Origin of the sequence: Luteibacter rhizovicinus DSM 16549 (assembly GCF_001887595.1) — a bacterium.
GTDB classification, from domain to species: Bacteria; Pseudomonadota; Gammaproteobacteria; order Xanthomonadales; family Rhodanobacteraceae; genus Luteibacter; species Luteibacter rhizovicinus.
Genome location: NZ_CP017480.1, coordinates 4,244,132 through 4,267,149, shown reverse-complemented (window position 1 = coordinate 4,267,149; position 23,018 = coordinate 4,244,132). Strand labels below are relative to the sequence as shown.

The following is a 23,018-nucleotide window of genomic DNA, read 5'->3' as shown; positions in this document are numbered from 1 at the left end:
CATTCGGAGTCGTCATGCAAAGCAATCCACGTACCCGCCTGCAACTGCAGGCGGGTATCGAAAAGTGGCCGACCAAGGCACCGTTCCACATTACCGGCTACACCTTCACGGCTTTCGAGGCCGTCGTGGTCACGCTGCGCGATGGTGACCTTGTCGGGCGTGGCGAAGGTCTTGGCGTCTACTACAAGCGCGATACGCCAACCTCGATGCTGGCGCAGGTCGAGGCGCTCAGGACAAGGATCGAAGCAGGAATGACGCGCCAGGAGCTGCAGCTTCTGTTACCGGCGGGTGGCGCCCGCAACGCGCTCGACTGTGCGTTGTGGGACCTCGAAGCCAAGCGTAGCGGCGAGTTCGTGTGGGAACGGGCCGGACAGGAACCGCCGCAGGCCCTGGTGACCACGTTCACCGTAGGCGCCGACGAACCCGGGATCATGGCTGATCGCGCGATCGCCTACACGAGTGCCCGCGCCATCAAGCTCAAGCTTACCGACGACGAGTTCAACGCGCAGCGCGTGCTCGCCGTGCGTGCGGCACGGCCCGACGTATGGCTGATGGTCGATGCCAACCAGGGGTTCACGCGCGATTCGTTCGCGCGCCTGCTGCCGACACTGGTCGCGGCGAGGGTCGATGTCGTGGAACAGCCGTTTCCGATCGGCAATGAAGCGTGGCTCGATGGCCTGGATAGTCCGATCCGCATCGCTGCGGACGAAAGCGTGCAGGATCGCCACGATCTGCCGAACGTGCTCGGTCGCGCCGATATCATCAACATCAAACTGGACAAATGCGGCGGTCTTACCGAGGCGTTGGCGCTGGCGAGCGAAGCGCGCAAACTCGGTTTCGACCTGATGGTGGGGAACATGTCCGGTTCGTCGCTGGCCATGGCGCCCGCCTTCGTGGTCGGGCAGTTGTGCGACGTGGTGGATCTGGATGGGCCGACGTTCCTGACCACGGACCGTAGCCCGGCTGCAACCTATGAGGACGGCAAGATATGGTGTCCCGAAAGCCTGTGGGGTTCGCCCCGATGAGGCCGGTGAGGAGCACTGACTGGTTCGGACACCCGCGCGGCCTGAGCGTGCTGTTCCTGACCGAGATGTGGGAGATGTTCTCGTTCTTCGGCATGCGCGCGATCCTGGTCTATTACATGACCAAGCACCTGGACATGGGCCAGGAGTACGCCTCGCTGGTGTACGGTGCCTATGCGGCCTTCGTCTACCTGACGCCGATTTTCGGCGGCGTGCTGGCCGACCGCTGGCTCGGCAAGCGCAACGCGGTGGTCATCGGTGCCACCGCGATGGCGCTGGGGCACTTCATGATGTCGTCCGAAGCGCTGTTCTATCCGGCGTTGGTAACGATCGCACTCGGTAACGGTTTGTTCCTGCCGAGCCTGGCCAGCCAGATCGAAGGGCTCTACCGCGATGGTGACGTGCGCAGCAAGAGCGCTTACAACATCTACTACGTGGGTATCAATCTGGGTGGCTTTCTCGCCCCTCTGGTGTGCGGCACGCTTGGCGAGGTCTATGGCTGGCACTGGGGCTTCGCAGCGGCTGGCATCGGCATGCTGCTGTCGCTGGTGATCTATCTGGCTGGCCGACGCTACCTGCCGGCCGAGCCGGCGCGCGGTGCGGCCATGCGCGCATCGAGGCCGCCGTTGGACCGTGCAGCGCGCGATCGCTTCGCCTTGCTGATCGGCATCGCGGCGATCGTGGTGGTCTTCCGTGGCGCGTACGAGCAGAACGGCAATACGATCGCCTTGTGGGCAGACACCGGCATCGACCGGCAGCTGGCCTCGGGCTGGGTTATCCCCATGACGTGGTTCCAGTCGATCAATTCGCTCGCGGTGTTCGCGTTCACGCCGTTCCTGGTTGCCCGCTGGTCACGCCTGGCCCGTCGCGGTGTCGAAACCTCGCTGCTGGGCAAGATGGCGTTTGGTGCTGCCATCGTGGGGATGTCCTTCGTTGCGCTGGGTGCCGTCGCGGCGTGGAACGATCTCCATGGAACGCGTGCGAGCTGGCTGTGGTTGTTCGGTTGGTTCCTGGTCTTCACGGTTGGTGAGCTCTATATCCTTCCGGTCGGCCTGGCGTTGTTCGGGCGCCTGGCGCCGGACGGTTTTCGTGCGACCAGTATTGCTACGTGGTTCTTCGCCGGATTCTTCGGCAACCTGCTTGCTGGCGCACTGGGTACGTTATGGAGTTCGCTGGCGCATGGCTGGTTTTTTGTCCTGATCGGTGCGGTCGCGGGCATTTCCGCGACACTCCTGTATATGCTTGGTCGCCGGTTGGGGGACGTGGAACGACACGGATCCGTGGAACCGGCGATGGTGATGACTCGGTGAGCAGAAGACGATGAGCAAGGACATCAAGAAGAAGCTGAAAAGCCGCTGGGACAGCTTCACCACGGCTGAGCAAAAAATAGCTTCCCACCTGCTGCAGAACATCGACAGCATTCCGTTCGAGACGGCGGCGTCGTTGGGCAAGAAGGTCGACGTCAGTCCGATGACGGTGGGTCGGTTCCTGCGCAACCTGGGCTATGCCGGCCTGGCCGAGCTCAAGGAGGAGTTGCGCGGTGGCGCGCCATGGCTGCAGTTGTATAGCAGTCCGGGTGGTGCCCAGGCGGCGTCTCCTTCGGAGGCGCTGCAGTCGGAGATCCGCGGGCTGACGGCTGTTCATGCGTTGACCACGACACGTGAGTGGACAGCCATCGTCGACCTGCTGGTCCAGGCCGATCGGGTGTCGGTGACCAGCTTTCACCACGGCCGTTTCCTTGGCATGGGTCTCGCGAGCCTGTTGCAGCATGTCAAGCCGCGCACGTCGTTCGCTGACGGCCTCGATGGCGCGTATGCCGATGTCCTGCTCGACTCGACCGAGCAAAGCTGCGTCGTCCTGATCGATTTCCGCCGATACTCGCGGCACTTCCGCCTGCTGGCGGAGGAAGTAGCCCAGCGCGGCATTCCGTTGGTGATCATCACCGATACGCCGTGCTACTGGGCGCGGCAACTCACCGATCACGTACTCATGCTGCCGATCGACGACCATCGGGCATGGCATAACTTCAGTGCAGCCAACAGCTTGTTCAGTCTGCTGATCGGCGCGGTGAGCAACGAGATGGGTGACCGCTTCGAGCGTATCGGCGACACCACGCAGCTCAGGCAGAAATTCGTCGGTTATGTCGAGGCGCCGGCGGCCGGTGAGCGGCCTCCGTCGAAGCCGACAGCGAAGAAAGCCGGTGGCACGACGCGCAAGCGCCGTCCTTCGCCGAAGGGATGACCATGGCGAGGCCGAAACGGTTCCCCGCGCTGGTCGCCGCCCTCTTAGGGCTGATGTGGTGCGTCGCTGCGCCGGCCGCATCGGCGGCGGCATCGGCAGCGTCGGGCAAGATAGCCTCGGCCGACCTCGATGCTTACGCCACCCGGGCCATGAAGGCCTTCGAGACGCCGGGGATGGCCGTGGTCGTCGTGGACGGCAAGAGCACCTCGACCCACGCTTATGGTGTAAGGACGCTCGGTAAGGCAGCACCGGTGGATGCGCATACCGTCTTTCCGCTCGGCTCGAACACCAAGGCGTTCACCAGTACCGCTCTCGCCATGCTGGTCGACCAGGACAAGCTGCGATGGAGCGACCGTGTCCAGGACAAGCTCCCGGGCTTCCGCATGTACGACGCTTACACCTCCAGCGAGATGACGGTCACCGATCTCCTCGTGCATCGCAGTGGTTTGGGGCTGGGGGAGGGCGACCTGATGCTCGTGCCCCAGACCAACCGCTCACGGGCAGAGCTCGTGCATGCGATCCGCTACCTGAAGCCGGTGCACTCGTTTCGCGCGAGCTACGACTACGACAACGTGCTTTACATCGCCGCGGGACAACTGCTCGAAGCGGTCAGCGGCCAGCGCTGGGAGACCTTCGTGCAGCATCGCATCCTCGATCCGCTGGGGATGCGGGACACCCAGGTAAGCATCGATGCGAAGGTGGCGGACCAGGTATCGCTGCACGCGAAGATCGCCGGGCCGGTGCGTGGATTCGGTCCACCCTCGGTTCTCACCAACGTCATGTAGGGTGATGCCTTCGCACCGGCCGGCGCGCTGATGAGCAGCGCCGACGACATGGGCAAGTGGTTGCGGGTGCAGCTCGATCGCGGTGTCATGCCCGACGGCAAGTCCTTGTTCAGCCCGGCGGCGTCGACGGCGCTGTGGACGCCGCACACGCTGATGCCGATCACGCCCGGGCCGGCGTCGCTGGCGCTCGCCGATCCGAATTTTCTCGCTTACGCGCTGGGTTTCGAAGTGCGCGACTATCGCGGGCACAAGATCGTCACCCACCTCGGCGGCGTGCTCGGCGGTATTTCCGCTGTCGTGTTGATTCCGGATAGGCGCGTCGCGTTCGCCGTGATGATCAATTCGGAGGACGCCGGCACCTTGTTTGCCATGCGCGAACACCTGCTGGACACGCTTCTGGACCTGCCGTCGCCGGATTGGATCGCCAGCTACCAGGGCGTGATGCGGCAGGAGGAGGCTGAGGCACGGCAGGCAGTCGCCACCAGCACGAAGGCGAGCCATCCGGGGCAGGGTCCGTCACTGCCCATGGCCGGCTACGTCGGTGTCTACAAAGACCCCTGGTACGGCACGATCACGATCGGCAAGACCGGAAACGCCCTGTCGATCCGCTTCGATCGCTCGCCCGGCCTCGACGGCGCGCTCGAACACGTGCAACACGACACGTTCCGCACGCGCTTCTCCACGCCGGGCTATGAAGATGCGTACGTCACCTTCGCCCTCAAGCCCGATGGGCGTGTCGACAGGATAAGCATGAAAGCCGTATCGCCGGTGGCCGACTTCAGTTGGGACTACCAGGATCTGCAGTTCACTCCGGCTGGAGAGCCTTAGGCGAAGCGCTCCGGTGCGATCGATGCCAATGGCAGCCCGAGCGCCTGAAGGTCGGCGGGCGCGGCTTCCCGACGGATCAGCGCGGCAGCGAGGCGACCAACGGCGGGTGCCGTCTGGATACCGTAGCCTCCCAGCGCGGCGATCCAGAAGAAGTCCGCCACTGCCGGGTCGTAACCGATAACCGGACTGCGGTCGGCGACGAAGCTGCGCAAGCCCGCCCATTTCTGCCGCACGTGATGGATCGTGAGAGTCGTCGCCTGCTCGATGCGGTCTACCGCGATGGCGATGTCCATGTCGTCGGGCAAGGCATCGCATGGCGCACTGGGAGTCTCGTCGGCCGGTGACAGCAACAAGCGGCCCGCATCGGGTTTCAGGTAGAACTGCTCATCGATGTCGATCGTCATCGGCCAGCGATCGCAGTCGCTCCCCACGGGCGCGTCGACCATGAAGGCGGTGCGTCGCAGCGGTCGAATGCCGATAGGTGACGCGCCGGCCAACGCGGCGATTTCGTCCACCCAGGCGCCGGCCGCATTGACCAGGACCCTGGCGTGGAAGATGCCGGCGTCGGTGGATATCGACCACCTGTCGTCCTCCCGTTGGATCGCGCTGACGCCGGCGTTGTTCACCAGTCGCCCACCGCGCTCGCGCAAGGACCGCAGATAGCCCTGGTGCAGGGCATGCACATCGACATCCTGCGCCTCCGGCTCGTAGACCGCGGCGGCGACATAGCCATCGCGCAGGCTGGGTGACAGCGCGCGCGCCTCGCGCGCATCCACCCGGCGAGTGCCGGCGGCGACGTCGGGCAGCGAAGCGAACTCTTCCAGCGTTGTCAGCTGTTCGGCGGTGGCGACGTACAGCGCACCGCGCGTCGTCACCAGGGGCGCCTCGGCGAAACTCGCAGGCGGCGCGAACAGAAAGGCGCGGCTGGCCCGGGTCAAGGCGCGAATCGCCGCGTTGCCATAGATCTCCGAGAACAGCGCCGCGGAGCGGCCCGTCGCGTGATAGCCCGGCTGGGTTTCCCGTTCCAGCACCAGCACCCGCGCATGGGAGGCCAGATTGGCTGCTACGGACGTTCCGGCGATGCCTCCGCCGATGATGGCGACGTCGAAGACGGCCTCGTTCATGGTCAGACTCCCCGGGAAGCAATCGCCTCGATTTCCACCAGCGCATCAGGCAGCGCGAGGCCGCTGATCACGGTGGACCGTGCCGGCTTGTGAGCACCGAAGTAGAGGGCGTACGCGTCGTTGAACGCGGCGAAGTCACTCTCGTGGCGTAGCCAGATGGTGCACTTCACGACCTGGGAGAGGGTGAGACCCGCATCGTGCAGGACGTTCTCCAGGCGCTGCAGGCAGCGACGCGTCTGCGTGGCTGCGTCACCGGTGATCGCGCCGCCCTGATCGAAGGCGATCTGGCCCGACAGGAAGACGAGCGACCCGGTGTCGACGAAGGGGCTGAGGTGCGGTGCGGCCATGAGGCGTTCCAGTGGGCAGGCGGAAGGATGTCGTCCTGTGATGCGTGATATAACATATTCATCTGAAAGATACATAAGTAACATTCCATCACTACCGTGGACGTCGAACCATGCGCATCTTCGCAGCCGGCATATCCACCGAAACCAATACGTTTGCGCCGTGGCCAACCGGAATGCGTGGATTCGAAGAGGGCGGCCTTTACCGCGGTGATGCCAGCACATCGGACCATGGCACGAACGGACTGGTTGCGCGGCTCTACGGCAAGCTGTCCTCCGAGGATGGGCACGAATTCGTCGAAGGATTGTTCGCCAATGCGGAACCCTCGGGACCGACGGTGCAGCACGTCTGGGAAGACCTGCGCGACGAGATCGTCGCGCAGGCGACGGCAGAAGGGCCTTTCGATGTGATCCTGCTGCTACTGCACGGGGCGATGGTCGCCACTGGCTGCGACGACTGCGAGGCCGACCTGGTCATCCGGCTACGCGCGGCCTGTGGCCCGGATACCTCGATCGGCGTGGAGCTGGATCCTCATTGTCACCTCTCGCAGGTCCTGGTCGACGTGGCCGACGCAGTGATCCTGATGAAGGAATATCCGCACGTCGACTATGCCGACCGCGCGCGTGAGTTGTATGACCTGTGCATCGGCAAGGCACGCGGCCGCCTGCATCCGGTGAGCGCCCTGTTCGACTGCCGCATGATTGGCTTCTATCCGACCACCGGCAAGGTCATGGGTGAGCTGTTGTCGCGCCTGCGTGAGGCCGAGCGCAGGCCCGGCATCCTGTCGGTCAGCTTCGTTCATGGTTTTCCCTGGGGCGATACCCTGGAAACCGGATCGAAGATGCTGGTGATTGCCGATGGCGACGTGGATCTTGCCAGGCGTACGGCTGACGAACTCGGCCGGGACATCTATGCACAGCGTCAGGCCTTGCTACCGCGCATGCCCGGAATCGTCGAGGCACTCGATCAGGCGGTCGCGCTAGCAGGCAGGGTGGTATTGGCCGACACGGCCGACAATCCTGGTGGCGGCGCTCCCGGCGATAACGTCAGCCTGCTGAAAGCCATGCTTGTGCGCGGCATGCAGAATGCCGCCCTGGGGGCCGTATGGGATCCCATGAGCGCCCTGGTGTGCGCCGAAGCGGGCGTCGGCGCGCGCCTCATGCTGCGCCTGGGCGGCAAATGCGGGGCATCCTCCGGCGATCCTCTCGATGTGATGGTGACGGTGCGCTCGGTGGTCGAGTCGCACACGCAAGTCGGTCTTGGCGGTGCGCCCGAATCGATGGGACGTTCGGTCTGGCTGACCTGTGACGGTATCGATGTCGTGGTGAACTCGATTCGCGGGCAGGTCTTCTCGCCGGACGCATTTACCGGACTGGGCATCGATCTCCATGGCAAGCGATGGATCGTGGTGAAGTCCAGCCATCACTTCCATACGAACTTCGCGCCACTCGCCGACCACATCCTTTCAGTGGCAACGCCGGGGGCGATACAGATGAACTTCGCCGCTATCGACTACGTCAAGCGGCGTGATCTGGTCTATTTTCCACGCGTGGAGGATCCACTGGCACACGTTTGATACATAGGCTATTCGTCGAATGGAACGAGAGGACGTATTGCGCTAAACCGGCAGGCGGTGTCCAGGAGTGCCCACTCATGTCCATCGACGAAGCAAAACTCAATGCGTTCCTCGGCAAGGCGGTCGGCGATCTTGGCGCTGCCTTCAGCGCGGTTCTCGTCTTGCTCGGTGACGAGCTGGGCTTGTACAAGGCGCTTGCGAAAGAGTCCCTGACACCTGCCGAGCTGGCCGCGCGCACCGGGACCAACGAGCGCTACCTCCGGGAATGGCTCGGTAACCAGGCCGCCGGTGGTTATGTCGACTACGACGCCTCCTCGGGGACCTTCCGGCTCAGCGACGAGCAGGCGGCGTGTCTCGCCGATCCGGCGGGCCCGGTCGATCTCGCCGGTGCCTACGAAATTGCCCGGGCGCTCTTCCATACGTATCCCCGCGTGCGCGACAACTTCCGCAGCGGGGCCGGCATGGAATGGGGCGAGCATCACACCTGCCTGTTCCACGGTGTGGAACGGTTTTTCCGCGGCGGTTACCACATGCATCTTCTGAATGCGTGGCTGCCGGCGCTCGACGGTGTCGTCGACAAGCTCGGGCGCGGTGGCAAGGTAGCCGACATCGGCTGTGGACATGGTGCGAGCACCGTGCTGATGGCGAAGGCCTTTCCCCAGTCGCACTTCATTGGCTACGACTACCACGCACCGTCGATCGAGGTCGCTCGCAAGCGGGCGAAGGACGCCGGGGTGGGCAACGCCTCGTTCGAACAAGCCGACGCCACCGGTTACGCCGGTCGCGATTTCGACCTGATCGCTTTCTTCGATTGCCTGCACGACATGGCCGATCCCGATGGCGCCGCACGTCACGCGCGGACCGCGCTGAAAGACGATGGCACCTGCATGGTCGTCGAGCCATTCGCCGGCGACAGCACGGCGGACAACCTCAATCCGGTCGGCCGCATCTATTACGCGGCGTCGTCGATGATCTGCGTCCCGGTCTCGTTGGCCCGGCACGGCCCCGCCCTCGGCGCGCAGGCGGGTGAGGCTCGTCTGCGCAAGGTCATCGTGGATGCCGGCGGCTTCCGTCATCTCCGGCGCGCCGCGGAGACACCGTTCAATATCGTGCTCGAGGCACGGCCCTGATCCCTCAAATCGGCGAAACTTGCAGGATCCCGACCGGGACCTGTAACCGGATCGGTATCTGAACCGAATGGTCAGGCGTACCTCCCCTCGACCCCGATCTGGACCCGGCTTCCATGCCCCTGCATTTTTCCTGCACGATGTGCGGCCGTTGCTGCCACGGCCTGAGACTTCCCCTCGGACTTACCGAAGCCCGGACCTGGCTCAGCGAGGGTGGCACGGTCGAGCTCTTCTGCGAGGCGATCCCCTGGCCGCAGGAGATGCCAGCGGACGACGGCGTGGCCCAGCACAAGCGCAAGCGCTCGTTCCCGGCGGCGAGCGGTTCGCTTCCGGTACGCGTCATCGTGTCCTTGTTGGCCAGCTTTGCGGGGGCCTGCCCGAACCTTCGCAGTGACATGACCTGCGGCATCTACGAGCGTCGGCCGATGGCCTGTCGCATCTATCCCGCCGAGGTGAATCCGTTTATTTCGGTCGATCCCGGACAGAAGCTATGTCCTCCGGAAGCATGGGAAAGCGATGCTCCGCTGCAGACCGATAGGGGAGGCTGGGCAGACACGAGCGTCGCCGATGCGGTGGATAGCCGGCGTGGGGCGGACTATCGCGAGGCCGACGCCAAGGGACGTCTATGCGAGTTGCTCGGTATCAATGCGGCGGGTCTCACCAACGAAGGCGTCGTGACGCACACGCCGGAGCGTTCGCGCTTCCTGGCCGCGCTCGATGCGGTATCGACCGAAGACGGACCCGAGTCGGCTCGATCACCATGGATCATGGTGTCTCATCGCGACCGCACGCTCTCCCTGCTGGCATCGGCGGGCGCCCATCTCCTTCACGCAGGCGAAGTTCTGAACCCTGGCAGGCGTTTCATAGCGTTCGTCGAGCCGGGAACTTACGTGTAACAGAAGCCCGGTGCATTCGCGAGAGCACTCCCGTGAGGGCGTCGTACACGCCCGTGAATGCGACGGCCGGGTGCTCACACGGGTCAGCAAAGCCTTCACGGAGGTTGCCCCGGCTATTCACGCCTCAACCGCGAGGGTGCGTACTCATTTGTACCGAGTACCTCCATGTCTGTACGCCCTTCTGTCGAAACGATCTTCGCCGACCATCTTTCGAGTAACGTCTTTCCCTGCCTTGCCGCGAAAACGGCTCATACGCGAAACCAGATCACGCACGTCGTCTCTGGTGACATTCGCTGTGGCAAAGATGACGCATGGCTGGCGCAGGCGATTCAGGGCTTCGCAGGCCGTCGGAAGCCCGAGCACGTGTTTCACAGCCTCGTCGTTCACTTTCCGGACTCCCGCGGAATGGATGAGTCAGGATTCGAAGCGTCTCTGTTCGCGCGTTTGCAGGGCATCCACGATGTCGACAGCGAGTCGTTCGCGTGGGATCCGTCGGTCAGCAGCGATCCCGCGTCCGAAAAATTCAGCATGAGCGTCGGCGGCCAGAGCTTTTACGTCATCGGTCTTCATCCCGGCGCCAGTCGCGAAGCGCGCCGGCTGGCTCATCCAGCCATGGTCTTCAATCTCCATGCGCAGTTCGAGTACTTGCGGGAACAGGGCCGCTACGACAGGTTGCGTGAAGCCATCATCGAGCGCGACGTGGCGATGAATGGCTCGGCCAATCCGATGCTCGCGGTGCACGGCGAAAGCTCGGAAGCCTTGCAATACAGCGGCCGGAAGATCGACGGTCCGTGGCAATGCCCGTTCAAACCGCACGGGAGAGCCGCATGACCGAGGTGATCCCGCCGCAGAGCGGCGTGGCGTTCGAGCTGAAGGCGGGACAGCGACTGACCGTGATCGATCCCATGGGTCAACAGGTTGCCGACATGGTGGCGTTCAACGCCGTGGATGTTGCGGAAGTCATTTCATCAGGACGCACGTTCGATTATGCGAGCAAGATCTACCTCTCGACCGGGGATGTGCTGTATTCCAATCGCAGCAGAGAAATGCTCACGATCGTCGAGGATGAGGTCGGTCGGCATGACTTCCTGCTCGCGCCTTGCTCCGCCGAGATGTTCCGCAAGCTCTATGGTCATACCGAGCCGCACAAAGGTTGCTTCGGCAATCTGCGCGACGCCCTTGAGCCCTTCGGTGTCGACCCGGATGCCATCCCCACCGCGTTCAATGTGTTCATGAATGTTCCGGTCAATGGCCAGACCGGCACGCTGACTGTGGAGCCGCCGCTCAGTAAGGCCGGCGACAGCACCGTATTCCGGGCGGAGATGGACGTCATCATCGGGCTCACGGCGTGCTCGGCCGGCATGTCCAACAACTTCAAGTTCAAGCCAATTCACTACCGCATCGACGGTTAGGACACGCTCGCCCCGGCGCGGCATGTGACGCGTCAGCCGTCAGCAGGCAAGGCAGCCGAGACCGCCAACGAAGTTTGAGCCTCAGCCATCACCGAACAGTCGCATAACGCTACTGTTCGGTGGTCGCCTGCCGCTGCGAGTAAGGCACCTCACCCCGCCTGAGTGCTTCGACCAGGCGGGTGATTTCGCGATTGACGAGATCCGGCCGATCGACATGGACGTAATGATCGCTGCCCCTGGCGATGATGCGCCGGCTCAGCGGCGAGAGGCCTTTGCTCTCCTCCTGCATCTGGTTCCAGACAAGAGAGTTCGCCTTCGCGACCTCAGGTGGCCAGTTCGAAGGCATCGACGTCGGGTCGCGCGAAAGAATCAGGACGGGCAGGTGGGGGAAGGGGCCGACGTTCCGAGTTTCTTCGCCCGATTGGCGTACCGCATCGAGCTCCGCCTCAAGCGCGTCGTATTGCGTCGGGTCGCAGTTGTTCGCCCGGATGATCGCGCCATACGACTCGAATCCCGGCGGGACGCTCGAGCAGATGCCTTGCAGCCGGTACCAGCCGATCGTCATGAGCAGCTTCTGCCACGGCATGCCGGCGCGCTGCGCATCCTGGATCGCAACAAGGCTTCGCGGTACGCGATCGTCCTGGAGCGGCGTGGCGCCGTCGATGAAGACCAGGGCGGCGAGCTCGTTCGAATAGTGTTGGGCGTACGCGCGAAGATAGAGGCCGGAGATCGAGTGGCCGGCCAGCACGAAGGGTGTGTCGATGCCCGCGGCCCGCACGAGGTCGTGTAGCCGGCGTGCAAGCGTGTCGGCATCGTGCGGGCGCGGCGTCATCTCGCTGGAGCCGAAGCCACTGCGGTCGAACGAGCAGACGCGCGTGACCTTCGACAATTCGGGCTGCACTTTGAGCCACGTGGTGAAGTCGTCGCCGAGACCGGTGTCGAGCACGATCGTGGGAGAGCCTGCCCCCGAACAGAACAGGTGCATGTCGTAACCGTCGACCTTGTAGATCTCGCCGGGTACATGGGCGGTGGCACGTAGCTGGCGCAGGGCCAGCTGGTTGTAGATCGTTCCGGCGATCAACGTCACGACCAGGAGCGAGGTCGCGACGATCACGGTGGCAAGGAAGAATCGGAAGGGCTTGGTCATGTGGTCTGCATGCTGAGCGTCGGTGCACGCGCGGGCCCGTGCCACCAGTCACGGAGCATCCAATAAACCATACATTCCGATGATTCGCGGGACGCGCCGTGGTGGGCGCCCCGCGGCAACGTTCCGTATTCAGCGGCCCTGGAGCAGCAGACCCAGGGGAGCCAGCGGGCCGACCGGGAGGTACTCGAACGTCAGCAGGCCGGCCGAGGCCAGGGGCAGGGCGCGAATCGCATCCTTGGCCTGGTCGAGGGTCTCCGCTTCCATCAGGAAGACGACGCCCGGCCGGTCGGTGCGGAACCAGAACTGCTCCATCTTGCCGTCCAGGTAGAGCTGGAGCGTGGCCGGCACTTCAGCGGGCATGTACTTGGCCGATGCCTCGGGGCTGAACTGGCCATTGGCCGTGCCGATAGCGAAAACTTTCATGGTCTTGCTCCTGGATCGTGGGGGGGATGACGGGTCCAATGTAGGCGCCGGGAGCGGATGCTGGTATTGTCGTAAACGACAACATAAGAGTCATTTACGCCATGCGTATCTGCATCCTCGCCATCGATGGCGTTTTCGATACAGGGCTTGCCGCCCTCATGGATGTGTTCCGGCTCGCCAACAACCTTTCGCTTCGCGAGCGTGGCGTTGCGCCATTCGACGTATCGCTCGTCGGCGTGCGCAGGAAGGTTCTTTCCGCCCAGGGATTCGGCATTCCGGTGCAGGCCATCGCGTCCGATGCACCGGCTCCGGACTGGGCGGTACTCCCCGCCCAGGGCACGGGCGATCCGGTGACCCTGGTGACGGCGCTCCAGCGCGCGGATGCGAGGAAGGCGAGCGCACAGCTGGTGGCATGGCACGCGCGGGGCGCACGGCTCGCTTCGGCCTGCAATGGAAGCCTGCTGCTGGCCGAGACGGGCCTGCTCGACGGTCGCGAGGCGACGATCAGCTGGTGGCTCGCGCCTTTGTTTCGGCAGCGCTACCCGAAGGTGCTACTCGACGAATCGCGCATGCTGGTACCGACCGATGTGGGTGTCACGGCTGGCGCGGCGATGGGCCACCTGGATCTTGCGTTATGGCTGGTGCGGCAGGCGAGCCCCGAACTGGCCACCGTGGTGGCGCGCTATCTGCTTGCGGATATCCGTTCGCTGCAGGCGCCGTACATCATTCCCAATCACCTCGCGCATGCGGATCCGCTGATCGTCGGTTTCGAGCGCTGGGCGCGGGGTAACCTGAAAAAGGGCTTTTCGCTGAAGGACGCCGCGGACGCGCTCGCGACCAGTTCGCGAACCTTGCAGCGACGCTGTGAAGCGGTACTCGGCAAGTCGCCGCTGTCGTATTTCCAGGATCTGCGCGTGGAGAGGGCGCGCTCGCTGCTGCATGGCAGCGACCTCGATATCGAAGCCATCGCCACCGAGGTGGGGTATGTCGACGGCGCCACCTTGCGGACCCTGCTACGTCAAAAGCTCGGGCGCGGCGTGCGTGATCTTCGCGCCGATCTCCACTGATCGGCTCCCACAGTCAGGCCGAAAAGCGCAGCGCGTAGTCCTTCGGGCTGACACCGAAGCGGCGGATGAAGGCTTTCCTCAGAACGTCGACGCTGTGGTAACCGTGGCGCCTGGCGATGTCGTCAATGGCTAACCCGCCACGTTCCAGCGCGCGGCCGATCGCTTCGAGACGCACTTCTTCGACGTACTTCGCGGGCGTGGTCTTCAGCTCGCGCTGGAAGAGTCGGATCAGGGTGCGCACACTCGTGGCCTGCCGGTCGGCGAGGCGTTCCACGGTGAGATCGTGGTCGAGGTGCTCGCCGATCCAAACGCACAAGTTGCTCAGCTCCGAACTCATCGCCTGGTTGCGCAGGGCGACACTGAACTGTGCCTGGCCTCCCGGGCGGCGCAGGAAGAGGACGAGGTTCCTGGCGATGTTCAGTGCGACGGTATCGCCCAGGTCCTCACCCACCAGCGCCAATGCCAGATCGATACCCGAGGAGATACCGGCGGAGGTGTACACGTTGCCGTCCTTCACCCAGATAGGTGTGGGATCGACGTCCACGTGGGAGAAACGTTCCGCGAGCTGATCCGCCAGTCGCCAGTGGGTTGTGGCGCGCCGTCGGTCGAGGAGGCCTGCCTCGGCCAGGGCGAAGGCACCGACACAGATCGAGCAGACGCGTCGGATGCCGGGAGCACGCCGACGGATCCAGTCGATGGCCACCGGGTCGAGGCGATCGATGGCGCCGAATCCCGTGGCGACGATCAACGTATCGATCGGTCGGCCACCGCGCGTTTCATCCTTGAGCGTGTGACGGGCCGTCAGGCCGAAACCTGCCTCGGTGGCGAGGTGCACGTCCGGCCCGGGAGCCACCAGTTCCAGCAGGTAGGGGGCCGGCCCATCATGAAGCTGGTTCGCATAGGCGAATACCTCCGCCGGGCCGACCACATCGAGCGCGTCGACCGGCGGAAGGGCGAGGATGACCACGCGCCGTCGTGTCGTGCGAGCGAGCGGTTTCGCCTCGGTGGTCCGCTTCTTCATGGTCAGGATAGTAATGCCTGCACCGGGTCAGTGACGGTGCTCGAAAACCGTGTTGTCGAGCAGATCGCAGCCGTTGGGTAGCGCGAAGCCGGGAACATGGCGGTGGCCGATATCGACCAGGCCGGTACCCGCCGCGAGGATCGGTTTCTTCCGGACCACCTCGGCAAGAGCGGCCTGGAAGGCTGCGGGAAAGCCGACGCGCGGATAGAGCGCGAGGGTGTCATCGATGAGCTGGGGCGTGACTTCGTCGTAGTAAAAGCCCAGGACATCCAGGTGCGAGCCCAAGTGCACGAGCGCGATTTCGGGCTCCTTGTACTCGGCGATGCCGATGCTCGAGTGAAATGCGATCGCGTCCCACACGGCCTGCGCCTTCGCTTCGGGAAATCGATCTTTGCGCAGCAGGTCGCGCGCCGCATCGGCACCGTCGACCTCGAATCGCTTGTCGGCCATGTGTGCCTGGCTCAGGCCGAGGTCGTGCATGATCGCCGCGAGGTAAACCACCTCGCGGTCGTACTTCAGGCCTCGCTTGCGGCCAAGGAAATCGGCGAACCACCACGAGCGGTGGACGTGATTGACCATGTCCCTGTTATGGACCTGCTCGACAAGGGCGGCGGCTTTGCGCGTGAAAGCGGAATCGGGCGCGCTGATACCGCCGATGGATACGGGTGCGTTCACGGGGGAGGCTCCGGATGAGTCGGTACGGGTAACCAGGGTACCGACTCACCGGATGGCAAAAATGACTGTTTAACGTCTATTCGTGCCAATCATCAGATAGCTTCCACCGGGGTGTGGCTGATGTGCGGCACGGCGCCCGGATCGACGTCCTTGTCCGGACGGATGCGGAAGCAGAGTGCGTACAGCGCGGGCAGGAACAGCAGGGTCAGGATGGTGCCGCCGATCGTGCCGCCGATGAGGGTGAAGGCCAGCGAGCCCCAGAACACCGAGAAGGTCAGGGGGATGAAGGCCAGCACGGCGGCAAGCGCGGTGAGGATGACCGGTCGCGAACGCTGCACGGTCGCCTCGACCACGGCGTGGTACGCATCGAGACCTTGCCGCTCATTGGTTCGGATCTGACCGATGAGGATGAGCGTGTTGCGCATGATGATGCCGGCCAGGCCGATCAGACCGAGGATGGCGTTGAAGCCGAACGGCTGGTGGAAGGCGATCAGCGTCGGGACCACGCCGACCAGGGCCAGCGGCGCGGTGGCCAGGACCATCCCCATGCCGGCGAGGGAGCGCACCTCGAAGATGATCACGATCATCATCAGCAGGAGCATGACCGGGAACACCGCCGCCAGCGCCTTGTTGGCCTTGCCTGCTTCTTCCAGCGCGCCGGCCGGCACGATGGCATAGCCGGGGGGAAGCTTGTCCATGACGGGCTTGAGCTTGCCGATCAGGTCCATGGAAACATCGGGTGGCTGGAACTGCTCGCCGATATCGCCGCGAACGGTGATGGTGGTCATCCGGTCGCGCCGGCGCAGGATCGGATCTTCCATCCGGACTTCAGCATGGCCGAGCTGGTCCAGCGGGACACGACGTCCTTCCGAACCGACCAGCGAGAATGCGCCAAGCCGCGTCGGATCGAGGCGTGTCGGGCCGTTGCTACGCGCGACGACGTCCACCGAACGAATGTCTTCACGCACACGCGTCACCGTCACGCCGGTGAGCAGGAATTGCAGCTGGGTCGCGGCATCATGCGAGGTGAGGCCGATCGCCTGGAGACGATCCTGGTCCAGCACGAAGTGCACGGCAGGCACCCGCTCCATCCAGTCGGTATTGACCGTTCGCATGCCCGGGTTCGCCTGCATCACCTGTTGCACGTTCTGCGCGATGTCACGAACCTTCGATTCCTCGGGCCCGGAAACACGAAACGCGACCGGGAAGGGCGAATACGGCCCGAAGACGATCTGCGTCGCACGGACGCGTGCTTCGGGCGCGAGGCCATCCTGCACCGCCTGGCGCAGGCGCAGCTTGAGCGCATCGCGTGTCTTCTCGTTCTTCGTAAGCACGACGATCTTCGCGAACGAGGGATCGGGCAGTTCCGGCGCCATGGCGAGGAAGAAGCGCGGTGCGCCCTGGCCGACATACGAGGTCACGATCTGCGATTCGGGTTGCTTGCGCGCCCAGTCTTCGACTTTCTTCGCCGCCTTCGACGTGGAATCGATGGACGTGCCCTCGGGCATCTGCACCTCGACGAGCACTTCGGGGCGATCGGAGATCGGGAAGAACTGTTGCTTGACGAAGCCCATGCCGAAAATAGCGACGACGAACAAGCCGACCACCGACGCGATCACCAGGACCTTGTGGCGCACCATCGCGGCGATGAGCCGACGGAAGGCGCGGTAGCGCGGCGTGCCGTAGATCGCGGCATGCCCGCCCTCGATCACCGGGATCTTCGGCAAGAGCTTGACGCCGAGGTAGGGCGTAAAGATCACCGCGACCAGCCAGGAGGTCAGCAGGGAAAACATCACGACCCAGAAGATGTTGCCGGCATACTCACCGGCCGACGAGTGCGCAAAGCCCACCGGCATGAGGCCGATCGCCGTCACCAGGGTGCCGGCCAGCATCGGGGCCGCCGTATGGCTCCATGAGTAGGTTGCCGCGGCGACCCGATCGTGGCCTTCCTCCATCTTCACCACGATGGTCTCGATGACGATGATCGCATCGTCGACCAGCAGGCCCAGCGAAAGGATCAAGGCACCCAGGGTGATGCGATCGAAATCGCGGCCGGTCACCAGCATGATGACGAACACGCCGGCGAGGGTCAGCGGCACGGCGGCAGCGACCACCAGGCCGACACGGAAGCCGAGACTGACCAGGCTCACGGCGATGACCACGGCGAGCGCGACGAAGAACTTGAGCATGAACTCGTCGTAGGCCTCGGCGATGTTGACGGCCTGATCGGTGATCTTGGTGAAACTCAGGCCGAGCGGCAGGTTCGCGGAGATTTCCGTCGCCTTGCTCTCGAGCGCCTTGCCGAGTTCGAGGCCGTTGTAGCGTTCCTTCATCACCACGCCGAGAACAAGCGTCGGCTCGCCGTCGTTGCGGATGAGGAAGGTGGAAGGATCTTCGTAGCCGCGGCGTACCGTGGCGATGTCGGACAGGCGGATGGTCTTGCCGGCGGTGATCACCGGTGTGTCCTCGATGGCCTTGACGTCGTCGAAGGCGCCGTCGAGGCGAATCTGGATCTGCGGCCCTGCCGTGTCGATGGAACCGGCCGAGGTCAGCACGTTCTGCTTGTTGAGGGCGTCGAAGATCGCCGAGGGCGTGACGCCGAGCGTGGCCAGGCGCTCATGGGAAAACTCGACGAAGATCTTTTCCGGTCGCTCGCCGATGATGTTGACCTTCTTCACGCCTGCGACGTGCAAGAGATCCTGGCGCAGGCTCTCCGCTTCACGAACCAGCATGCGTTGCGGCTCGCCACGCGCCTTGAGGGCATAGAGGGCGAAGGTCACGTCGGCGTACTCGTCGTTGACGAGCGGGCCGATCACGCCGGGCGGAAGTTTCGCCGCTTCGTCGCCGACCTTCTTGCGCGCCTGGTAGAACTCCCCTTCCACGTCGGCGGGTGGGGTGTCGTCGCGCAAGGTCAGGGTGGTGAACGCCAGGCCCGGGCGAGTGAAGGTTTCGCTGCGGTCGTACCAGCGCAGTTCCTGCAAACGCTTCTCGAGCGGCTCGGCGACCTGGTCCTGCATTTCCTGCGCGGTGGCACCGGGCCACGCGGTCACGATGGTCAGGACCTTGATCGTGAAGTTGGGATCTTCGGCACGACCGAGGTGGACGAAGGCAAACAGACCGGCGACCGAGATGGCAATGACGAGGAAGAGCGTGACCGCGCGTTCGCGGACGGCCAGCGCCGAGAGATTGAATCCGGCGCTCATGGCTGCGCGCTCGCCGTCGGGCTGGTGCGGACGGGTTCGCCCTCGTGCAACTGGTGGGCGCCGAGTGCGATGAAGCGTTCGCCCGGCTGCAGCCCGCCGGTCACCGTGACCGTTTCCTCGCCGACGGCGCCGAGGGTCACCGGGCGCCACGTCACCGACTGCGCCTTGGCGGGAAGCATCCACACGCCGGGGCCCGTGCCGCGATCGAAGACGGCCGAGATCGGAATCAACGCGGCGGCGCGCGAGGCGTTCGGCAGGTGAACGACGACGGTCGAGCCGAGCGGTGCGTCGGCGGCGGCGCCTTCGAGCACGTAGCGCGCTTCGAACGTGCGTGTCGCTGGGTCGGCGGCATCGGACAACACGCGAAGACGCGCGCTGCCGGCCTCACCGTTGCCGCCGTAGAGCGTGGCGCGCGCCACCGAGCCGATCGCCGGACGCAGCGTTTCGGGAAGATCCACGAGGGCTTCGCGCGGCCCGGCATGCGCAAGGCGGACGACCATCTGGCCAGCGGCGACGACCTGGCCCGGCTCGGCGAGCGTTTCCATCACCGTGCCATCGGCGTCGGCGAGCAAGACGGAATAGCCGGCTTCGTTGGAGGACACCGAAGCCTGCGCCTGGGCGGCGCGAAGGCGCGCGGCGGCGGCATCGGCGGCGGCCTTGGCCTGATCGTAAGCCGAGGCGGACACGGCGCCTGCGTCGACGAGGCCGCGCAAGCGCTTCTCATCCGCGGCGGTCTGCAGCGCCTGTGCGCGTGCGGCTTCCACCTGGCCCACGGAGGCTGTGTCGGCCAACGCGAGGTCGGTGCGGTCCATCCGCATCAGCGGTTGGCCCTTCTTCACGGTCTGGCCGGCGTCGACCAGGCGCTCGATGACCTTGCCGGGAACGCGGAAGCCGAGATTGCTCTGCACCCGCGCGGCGACGATGCCGGAGTAGCTGGATTCCCCGACCTTGCTGGTGTCCAGCGTGGCCGTGCGAACCAGGGGAGGGGCGAGGCGGGGATCGGCTTCGGTCCGCGAGCAGCCGCTCAAGGCGCCGGCCAACAGAACGGCCCCGATCAATAGGGGGACAGGAAGGGAAACGCGGTGACGGGCGTGCATGACGGCTTTCCGAGAAGGGAAAGCGACACTTTTGTGTCTTGTGACCAGATTGTCAACTGGTCACAGCAAATATTTTTTCGCGGGGTCAGGTCGAGAGACTGCGCAGGATCAGTCCGATGACCGCAGGCAGGCCGTCTTCGACGATGTCCAGGTTGTGCTGCAGGAGCACGGGATCGGAGAACGGCAGGACGGCGATCCAGATGCCCCGGCACACTTCGTCCAGCGGCGTTTTCCGCTCGAAGTCGCCGTTGGCACGACCCAGGCGAATGATGCTTTCCAGCAGGGCATTCAGATCGGTGACGTACTTCGTCGAGCTCGCCCAGTTCTCCGAACGGGAGAAGGCCACGATGTCGTAGAGCTGCCGGTCGTTGAAGAACTGTTCCAGGCACTGCTTTACCGATGTGCGGAACAGCGCGCGGACCTTCTCGTGAGGCGTCGGGGCTGCCTCGACAGCGGCCGCGATCGTGGCGAACTGCGGCGCCAGGCAGCGCGTACAGATCGCCTCGCCGATGGCCTGCTTGGAGTCGAAGAATTTGTAGAGGTACGCCTTGGAGAAGCCGATGGCGCGCGCGAGATCGGCCATCGTGGTCTTGGCATAGCCGTAGCGGCTGAAATGAGCGTCGGCGGCCTCGACGATCTGGTCCCTGATGGTCGGGGTCTGGTCGTCGGCGGTAGGGGATGTCTGGATCATCCCATCCGTATACAGGAGCGGCTTTTACTTGACAACCAGTGACCATATCGTAATCTGGTCACTCAGTTTCTAAGGATTCACTCATGAAGCCCCTCCTGTTCGCGCTGGCGTCGACCCTGGCCGTTTCGGCCTGCGCGGTCGGTCCCGACTATGTCCGCCCCGACCTCCACGCGCCGGCCGCCTTCCATGCCACGGCCCCGGCCGCTTCGTCCGCGCCGGTCGCCAGCCTCGAGCGCTGGTGGGACGCATTCCAGGATCCGACCCTCTCGCGCCTCATCGCGGTTGCCGTGAGCCAGAACCTCAGCCTCGAGCAGGCGAAGGCACGGGTCCAGTTGTCACGTGCCGGGCTCGGCGCGGCAACGGCGGAGCTCCTGCCTTCGGGGTCCGTCGCCGCCTCCGCAGCGCGCGCGAAGCAGTCGACCGAGACACCGCTGGGGCGCGTGCTCGCCTCGCAGCCGGGCTTTGATCGGTTCGGCAACGCCTACGAGGGAGACCTCGTGGCCGGCTGGGAGCTGGACCTCTTCGGCGGCCTCCGGCGTGGACGCGAAGGCGCGGTGGACGACCTTGAAGCCGCGCAAGCCGGCTACGCCGCCGCCACGCTCGAAGTGCAGGCGCAGGTGGCCGACGACTATCTCGCCATTCGTGGACTGCAGCAGCGACTCGCCGTGGCCCGTGAGCAGGTCGACACGCAGACGCGGCTGACCCACACCATTCGCCTGCAGTTCGAGGCCGGCATCGCACCCGCGCTTCAGTTACACCAGGCCGAGGGCGCGCTGTCGCAGGTCGAAGCCACGGTACCGGCGCTCGAGTCGGCGTTGGCCAGTGCGATGAACGCGCTCGACGTCATGCTTGCCCGGCAACCCGGTGAGTCCCAGGTCGAACTCGCCGCGATCGAACCGATTCCGCAGGCGCCGTCGCTTGCGGACGCCGGCGGACCGGCCGACCTGCTGCGTCGACGCCCCGACCTGATCGCCGCCGAGCGGCAGCTGGCAGCGTCGAACGCGCGCATCGGCCAGGCGATCGCCGAGTACTACCCGAAGTTCTCTCTTTCGGCGCTGATCGGCACGGCGACGACGACGGCGGGCCAGCAGTTCTCCGGTCCGGCCAACCAGGCGCAGGGGGTGCTTGGCCTGCGCTGGCGTCTCTTCGATTTCGGCCGCGTCGATGCGGAAATCAAGGCGGCCAGGGCGCGGGATGCGGAGGCGCTGGCGACGTACCGACTATCCGTGTTGCGCGCGTCGGAGGACGTCGAAGACGCGCTCGTTGCGCTGGACAAGCGACAGCAGGAGGCGACTATCCTCGCGGGCGGCGAAGTCTCGCTGCAGCAGGCCGAGATAGCCTCGGAGGCGGCATACAAAGGCGGGGCGGTGAGTCTGATCGAAGTGCTGGATGCGAACTCGCGCCTGCTGGCTACCCGCGATGCGAAGGTGCAGGCACAGGCCGGCTCGGCGCGTACCGCGGTAGCCGCGTTCCGGGCACTGGGTGGCGGCTGGGATCCGCAGAACGGTGTCGCGTCGGTCGCTAGTCCCTGAGATGCCGGTGCCAGGCCTTCGTGGCCTCGTCGACCGGCACCAGGCATTCGACGCGCAGTTCCTGCGGGCCTGGGCTACGCGGCGTACCGACCGTGGTGACCAGGGAAAAATAGCTCAGGCGATGGTCGGCGTCGGCAAGTGTCAACGGAATGACCGGCAGGTCGCCTGCCGGGTCGTCCATCGTGCTGGCGTCGATGTCGGGGTACGCGTGCAGGGAGGTGACGAGTTCCCGCGTGGCGTCGTCGATCACGCCACCCACCGACTCGCGACGCACCCGTTGCAGCAGGGCGGCGGAGATGTCGTCCCAGTCCGCGACAAACGGCCGCAATCCCTCGGGATCGAAGATCAGTCGAAGCATGTTGCGCGGACGCGCCCAGCGGTCGAGGTCGATGAAGGAACCGAGCATGCGCCTGGTCGCCTCGTTGGCCATCACGACGTTCCAGTAACGGTCCATCACCAGGGCGGGGAAGGGCTCGTGGTGGGCGAGCATGCCTTCCAGTGCATGGCGGACGATCGCGAACGAGGCTGCATCCCACGACTCCTCCGCGTAGATCGGCGCGTAGCCGGCGGCGAGCAGCAGCTGGTTACGTTCACGAAACGGCATGTCCAGGCCGTCCGCCACGACCATCAGCATCTGCCGCGTCGGTGCACTGCGCCCACTTTCGATGAAGCTGAGGTGGCGTTGCGAGACGCCGGTTTCGAGGGAAAGCTCGAGCTGGCTGAGGCCGCGCATGCCACGCCACGCCTTCAGGATGCGTCCGAGCTCGCTTGCGGAAGCGTCGGCGTGCGTGGTCATGTCGCGGTCC

Annotated in this window: 21 protein-coding genes and 1 pseudogene; 12 read left to right on the top strand and 10 right to left on the bottom strand. The window is 64.9% G+C overall.

The genetic code is table 11. The features are described from left to right. Positions 1–14: 14 nt before the first annotated feature. The 5 genes and pseudogenes from BJI69_RS19475 to BJI69_RS23100 all read left to right on the top strand — a co-directional run bounded on the left by BJI69_RS19475 (position 15) and on the right by BJI69_RS23100 (position 4,876). Entirely contained in the window at positions 15–1,025 is a 1,011-nt protein-coding gene (locus BJI69_RS19475) for a dipeptide epimerase (RefSeq protein WP_046967523.1), read from the top strand. Positions 1,026–1,030: 5 nt separating this feature from the next. Next, positions 1,031–2,332, top strand: coding sequence for a peptide MFS transporter (locus BJI69_RS19470; protein WP_244465261.1), 1,302 nt, complete (start codon positions 1,031–1,033; stop codon positions 2,330–2,332). Positions 2,333–2,342: 10 nt separating this feature from the next. Further along, on the top strand, positions 2,343–3,263 hold the full coding sequence (locus BJI69_RS19465) for a MurR/RpiR family transcriptional regulator (protein ID WP_046967525.1): 921 nt from the start codon (positions 2,343–2,345) through the stop codon (positions 3,261–3,263). Beyond that, a pseudogene (locus BJI69_RS22140) lies at positions 3,260–4,351 on the top strand (serine hydrolase domain-containing protein); the annotation flags it as partial. The gene BJI69_RS19465 and the pseudogene BJI69_RS22140, both read left to right, overlap by 4 nt. 30 nt (positions 4,352–4,381) lie before the next feature. Further along, complete coding sequence (locus tag BJI69_RS23100; protein WP_342351449.1) at positions 4,382–4,876, top strand: DUF3471 domain-containing protein; 495 nt, start codon at positions 4,382–4,384, stop codon at positions 4,874–4,876. Here the strand turns inward: BJI69_RS23100 and BJI69_RS19455 are convergent. Together BJI69_RS19455 and BJI69_RS19450 are read right to left on the bottom strand one after the other, a co-directional pair. Then, on the bottom strand, positions 4,873–6,000 hold the full coding sequence (locus BJI69_RS19455) for an NAD(P)/FAD-dependent oxidoreductase (protein ID WP_046967526.1): 1,128 nt from the start codon (positions 5,998–6,000) through the stop codon (positions 4,873–4,875). The two genes, BJI69_RS23100 and BJI69_RS19455, sit on opposite strands and share 4 nt — an antisense overlap. A 2-nt stretch (positions 6,001–6,002) precedes the next feature. Next, positions 6,003–6,347: a RidA family protein gene (locus tag BJI69_RS19450; RefSeq protein WP_046967527.1), complete on the bottom strand. Its 345-nt coding sequence runs from the start codon at positions 6,345–6,347 to the stop codon at positions 6,003–6,005. Positions 6,348–6,457: 110 nt separating this feature from the next. Here BJI69_RS19450 and BJI69_RS19445 point away from each other — a divergent pair, with 110 nt between their 5' ends. From BJI69_RS19445 to BJI69_RS19425, 5 genes are all read left to right on the top strand, one after another. Continuing rightward, positions 6,458–7,921 carry a M81 family metallopeptidase gene (locus BJI69_RS19445; protein ID WP_046967528.1) on the top strand — a complete coding sequence of 488 codons (1,464 nt, stop codon included), beginning with the start codon at positions 6,458–6,460 and terminating at the stop codon, positions 7,919–7,921. A gap of 77 nt (positions 7,922–7,998) precedes the next feature. Further along, positions 7,999–9,051: a class I SAM-dependent methyltransferase gene (locus BJI69_RS19440; RefSeq protein ID WP_046967529.1), complete on the top strand. Its 1,053-nt coding sequence runs from the start codon at positions 7,999–8,001 to the stop codon at positions 9,049–9,051. A 113-nt stretch (positions 9,052–9,164) separates the two neighbouring features. Further along, a complete protein-coding gene (locus BJI69_RS19435; protein ID WP_046967530.1) occupies positions 9,165–9,944 on the top strand; it encodes a YkgJ family cysteine cluster protein in 780 nt (259 codons plus the stop codon). Between the two features lie 57 nt (positions 9,945–10,001). Then, positions 10,002–10,775, top strand: coding sequence for a guanitoxin biosynthesis heme-dependent pre-guanitoxin N-hydroxylase GntA (gene gntA / locus BJI69_RS19430; RefSeq protein WP_078023355.1), 774 nt, complete (start codon positions 10,002–10,004; stop codon positions 10,773–10,775). Continuing rightward, positions 10,772–11,356 (top strand): DUF1989 domain-containing protein, encoded by a 585-nt coding sequence (locus tag BJI69_RS19425; RefSeq protein ID WP_046967532.1) that lies wholly within the window; start codon positions 10,772–10,774, stop codon positions 11,354–11,356. Before gntA ends, BJI69_RS19425 begins: the two co-directional genes overlap by 4 nt. A gap of 109 nt (positions 11,357–11,465) precedes the next feature. On the opposite strand, the gene BJI69_RS19420 is transcribed toward BJI69_RS19425, so the two are convergent. Then, the gene (locus tag BJI69_RS19420; protein WP_046967533.1) at positions 11,466–12,503 is read right to left on the bottom strand and encodes an alpha/beta fold hydrolase; all 1,038 of its coding nucleotides are present in this window, start codon (positions 12,501–12,503) and stop codon (positions 11,466–11,468) included. A gap of 129 nt (positions 12,504–12,632) precedes the next feature. Beyond that, on the bottom strand, positions 12,633–12,926 hold the full coding sequence (locus BJI69_RS19415) for a hypothetical protein (RefSeq protein ID WP_046967534.1): 294 nt from the start codon (positions 12,924–12,926) through the stop codon (positions 12,633–12,635). A 101-nt stretch (positions 12,927–13,027) separates the two neighbouring features. Between BJI69_RS19415 and BJI69_RS19410 the strand changes: the two genes are divergently transcribed. Then, positions 13,028–13,993 (top strand): GlxA family transcriptional regulator, encoded by a 966-nt coding sequence (locus BJI69_RS19410; protein WP_046967535.1) that lies wholly within the window; start codon positions 13,028–13,030, stop codon positions 13,991–13,993. Positions 13,994–14,006: 13 nt separating this feature from the next. Here the strand turns inward: BJI69_RS19410 and BJI69_RS19405 are convergent, their stop codons facing one another. The 5 genes from BJI69_RS19405 to BJI69_RS19385 all read right to left on the bottom strand — a co-directional run bounded on the left by BJI69_RS19405 (position 14,007) and on the right by BJI69_RS19385 (position 20,680). Then, on the bottom strand, positions 14,007–15,014 hold the full coding sequence (locus BJI69_RS19405) for a GlxA family transcriptional regulator (RefSeq protein ID WP_046967536.1): 1,008 nt from the start codon (positions 15,012–15,014) through the stop codon (positions 14,007–14,009). 27 nt (positions 15,015–15,041) lie between these two features. Beyond that, positions 15,042–15,689, bottom strand: a complete 648-nt coding sequence (locus tag BJI69_RS19400; protein WP_046967537.1) for an HD domain-containing protein — start codon at positions 15,687–15,689, stop codon at positions 15,042–15,044. A gap of 92 nt (positions 15,690–15,781) precedes the next feature. Then, a complete protein-coding gene (locus BJI69_RS19395; RefSeq protein WP_046967538.1) occupies positions 15,782–18,892 on the bottom strand; it encodes an efflux RND transporter permease subunit in 3,111 nt (1,036 codons plus the stop codon). Further along, the gene (locus BJI69_RS19390; protein ID WP_046967539.1) at positions 18,889–19,989 is read right to left on the bottom strand and encodes an efflux RND transporter periplasmic adaptor subunit; all 1,101 of its coding nucleotides are present in this window, start codon (positions 19,987–19,989) and stop codon (positions 18,889–18,891) included. Before BJI69_RS19390 ends, BJI69_RS19395 begins: the two co-directional genes overlap by 4 nt. A gap of 85 nt (positions 19,990–20,074) precedes the next feature. After that, the gene (locus BJI69_RS19385) at positions 20,075–20,680 is read right to left on the bottom strand and encodes a TetR/AcrR family transcriptional regulator (RefSeq protein WP_046967540.1); all 606 of its coding nucleotides are present in this window, start codon (positions 20,678–20,680) and stop codon (positions 20,075–20,077) included. Positions 20,681–20,763: 83 nt separating this feature from the next. Here BJI69_RS19385 and BJI69_RS19380 point away from each other — a divergent pair, with 83 nt between their 5' ends. Beyond that, the gene (locus BJI69_RS19380) at positions 20,764–22,212 is read left to right on the top strand and encodes an efflux transporter outer membrane subunit (RefSeq protein ID WP_046967541.1); all 1,449 of its coding nucleotides are present in this window, start codon (positions 20,764–20,766) and stop codon (positions 22,210–22,212) included. On the opposite strand, the gene BJI69_RS19375 is transcribed toward BJI69_RS19380, so the two are convergent. Next, the gene (locus BJI69_RS19375; protein WP_046967542.1) at positions 22,202–23,008 is read right to left on the bottom strand and encodes a helix-turn-helix domain-containing protein; all 807 of its coding nucleotides are present in this window, start codon (positions 23,006–23,008) and stop codon (positions 22,202–22,204) included. The genes BJI69_RS19380 and BJI69_RS19375 overlap by 11 nt on opposite strands. Positions 23,009–23,018 lie beyond the last annotated feature (10 nt).

Bases quoted from the DNA above. Each gene is read 5' to 3' on its own strand.
- BJI69_RS19475 (WP_046967523.1), top strand. From the start codon at position 15: ATGCAAAGCAATCCACGTACCCGCCTGCAACTGCAGGCGGGTATCGAA.
- BJI69_RS19465 (WP_046967525.1), top strand. From the start codon at position 2,343: ATGAGCAAGGACATCAAGAAGAAGCTGAAAAGCCGCTGGGACAGCTTC.
- BJI69_RS23100 (WP_342351449.1), top strand. From the start codon at position 4,382: ATGATCAATTCGGAGGACGCCGGCACCTTGTTTGCCATGCGCGAACAC.
- BJI69_RS19455 (WP_046967526.1), bottom strand. From the start codon at position 6,000: ATGAACGAGGCCGTCTTCGACGTCGCCATCATCGGCGGAGGCATCGCC.
- BJI69_RS19450 (WP_046967527.1), bottom strand. From the start codon at position 6,347: ATGGCCGCACCGCACCTCAGCCCCTTCGTCGACACCGGGTCGCTCGTC.
- BJI69_RS19445 (WP_046967528.1), top strand. From the start codon at position 6,458: ATGCGCATCTTCGCAGCCGGCATATCCACCGAAACCAATACGTTTGCG.
- BJI69_RS19440 (WP_046967529.1), top strand. From the start codon at position 7,999: ATGTCCATCGACGAAGCAAAACTCAATGCGTTCCTCGGCAAGGCGGTC.
- BJI69_RS19435 (WP_046967530.1), top strand. From the start codon at position 9,165: ATGCCCCTGCATTTTTCCTGCACGATGTGCGGCCGTTGCTGCCACGGC.
- gntA (WP_078023355.1), top strand. From the start codon at position 10,002: ATGCGACGGCCGGGTGCTCACACGGGTCAGCAAAGCCTTCACGGAGGT.
- BJI69_RS19425 (WP_046967532.1), top strand. From the start codon at position 10,772: ATGACCGAGGTGATCCCGCCGCAGAGCGGCGTGGCGTTCGAGCTGAAG.
- BJI69_RS19420 (WP_046967533.1), bottom strand. From the start codon at position 12,503: ATGACCAAGCCCTTCCGATTCTTCCTTGCCACCGTGATCGTCGCGACC.
- BJI69_RS19415 (WP_046967534.1), bottom strand. From the start codon at position 12,926: ATGAAAGTTTTCGCTATCGGCACGGCCAATGGCCAGTTCAGCCCCGAG.
- BJI69_RS19410 (WP_046967535.1), top strand. From the start codon at position 13,028: ATGCGTATCTGCATCCTCGCCATCGATGGCGTTTTCGATACAGGGCTT.
- BJI69_RS19405 (WP_046967536.1), bottom strand. From the start codon at position 15,014: ATGAAGAAGCGGACCACCGAGGCGAAACCGCTCGCTCGCACGACACGA.
- BJI69_RS19395 (WP_046967538.1), bottom strand. From the start codon at position 18,892: ATGAGCGCCGGATTCAATCTCTCGGCGCTGGCCGTCCGCGAACGCGCG.
- BJI69_RS19390 (WP_046967539.1), bottom strand. From the start codon at position 19,989: ATGCACGCCCGTCACCGCGTTTCCCTTCCTGTCCCCCTATTGATCGGG.
- BJI69_RS19385 (WP_046967540.1), bottom strand. From the start codon at position 20,680: ATGATCCAGACATCCCCTACCGCCGACGACCAGACCCCGACCATCAGG.
- BJI69_RS19380 (WP_046967541.1), top strand. From the start codon at position 20,764: ATGAAGCCCCTCCTGTTCGCGCTGGCGTCGACCCTGGCCGTTTCGGCC.
- BJI69_RS19375 (WP_046967542.1), bottom strand. From the start codon at position 23,008: ATGACCACGCACGCCGACGCTTCCGCAAGCGAGCTCGGACGCATCCTG.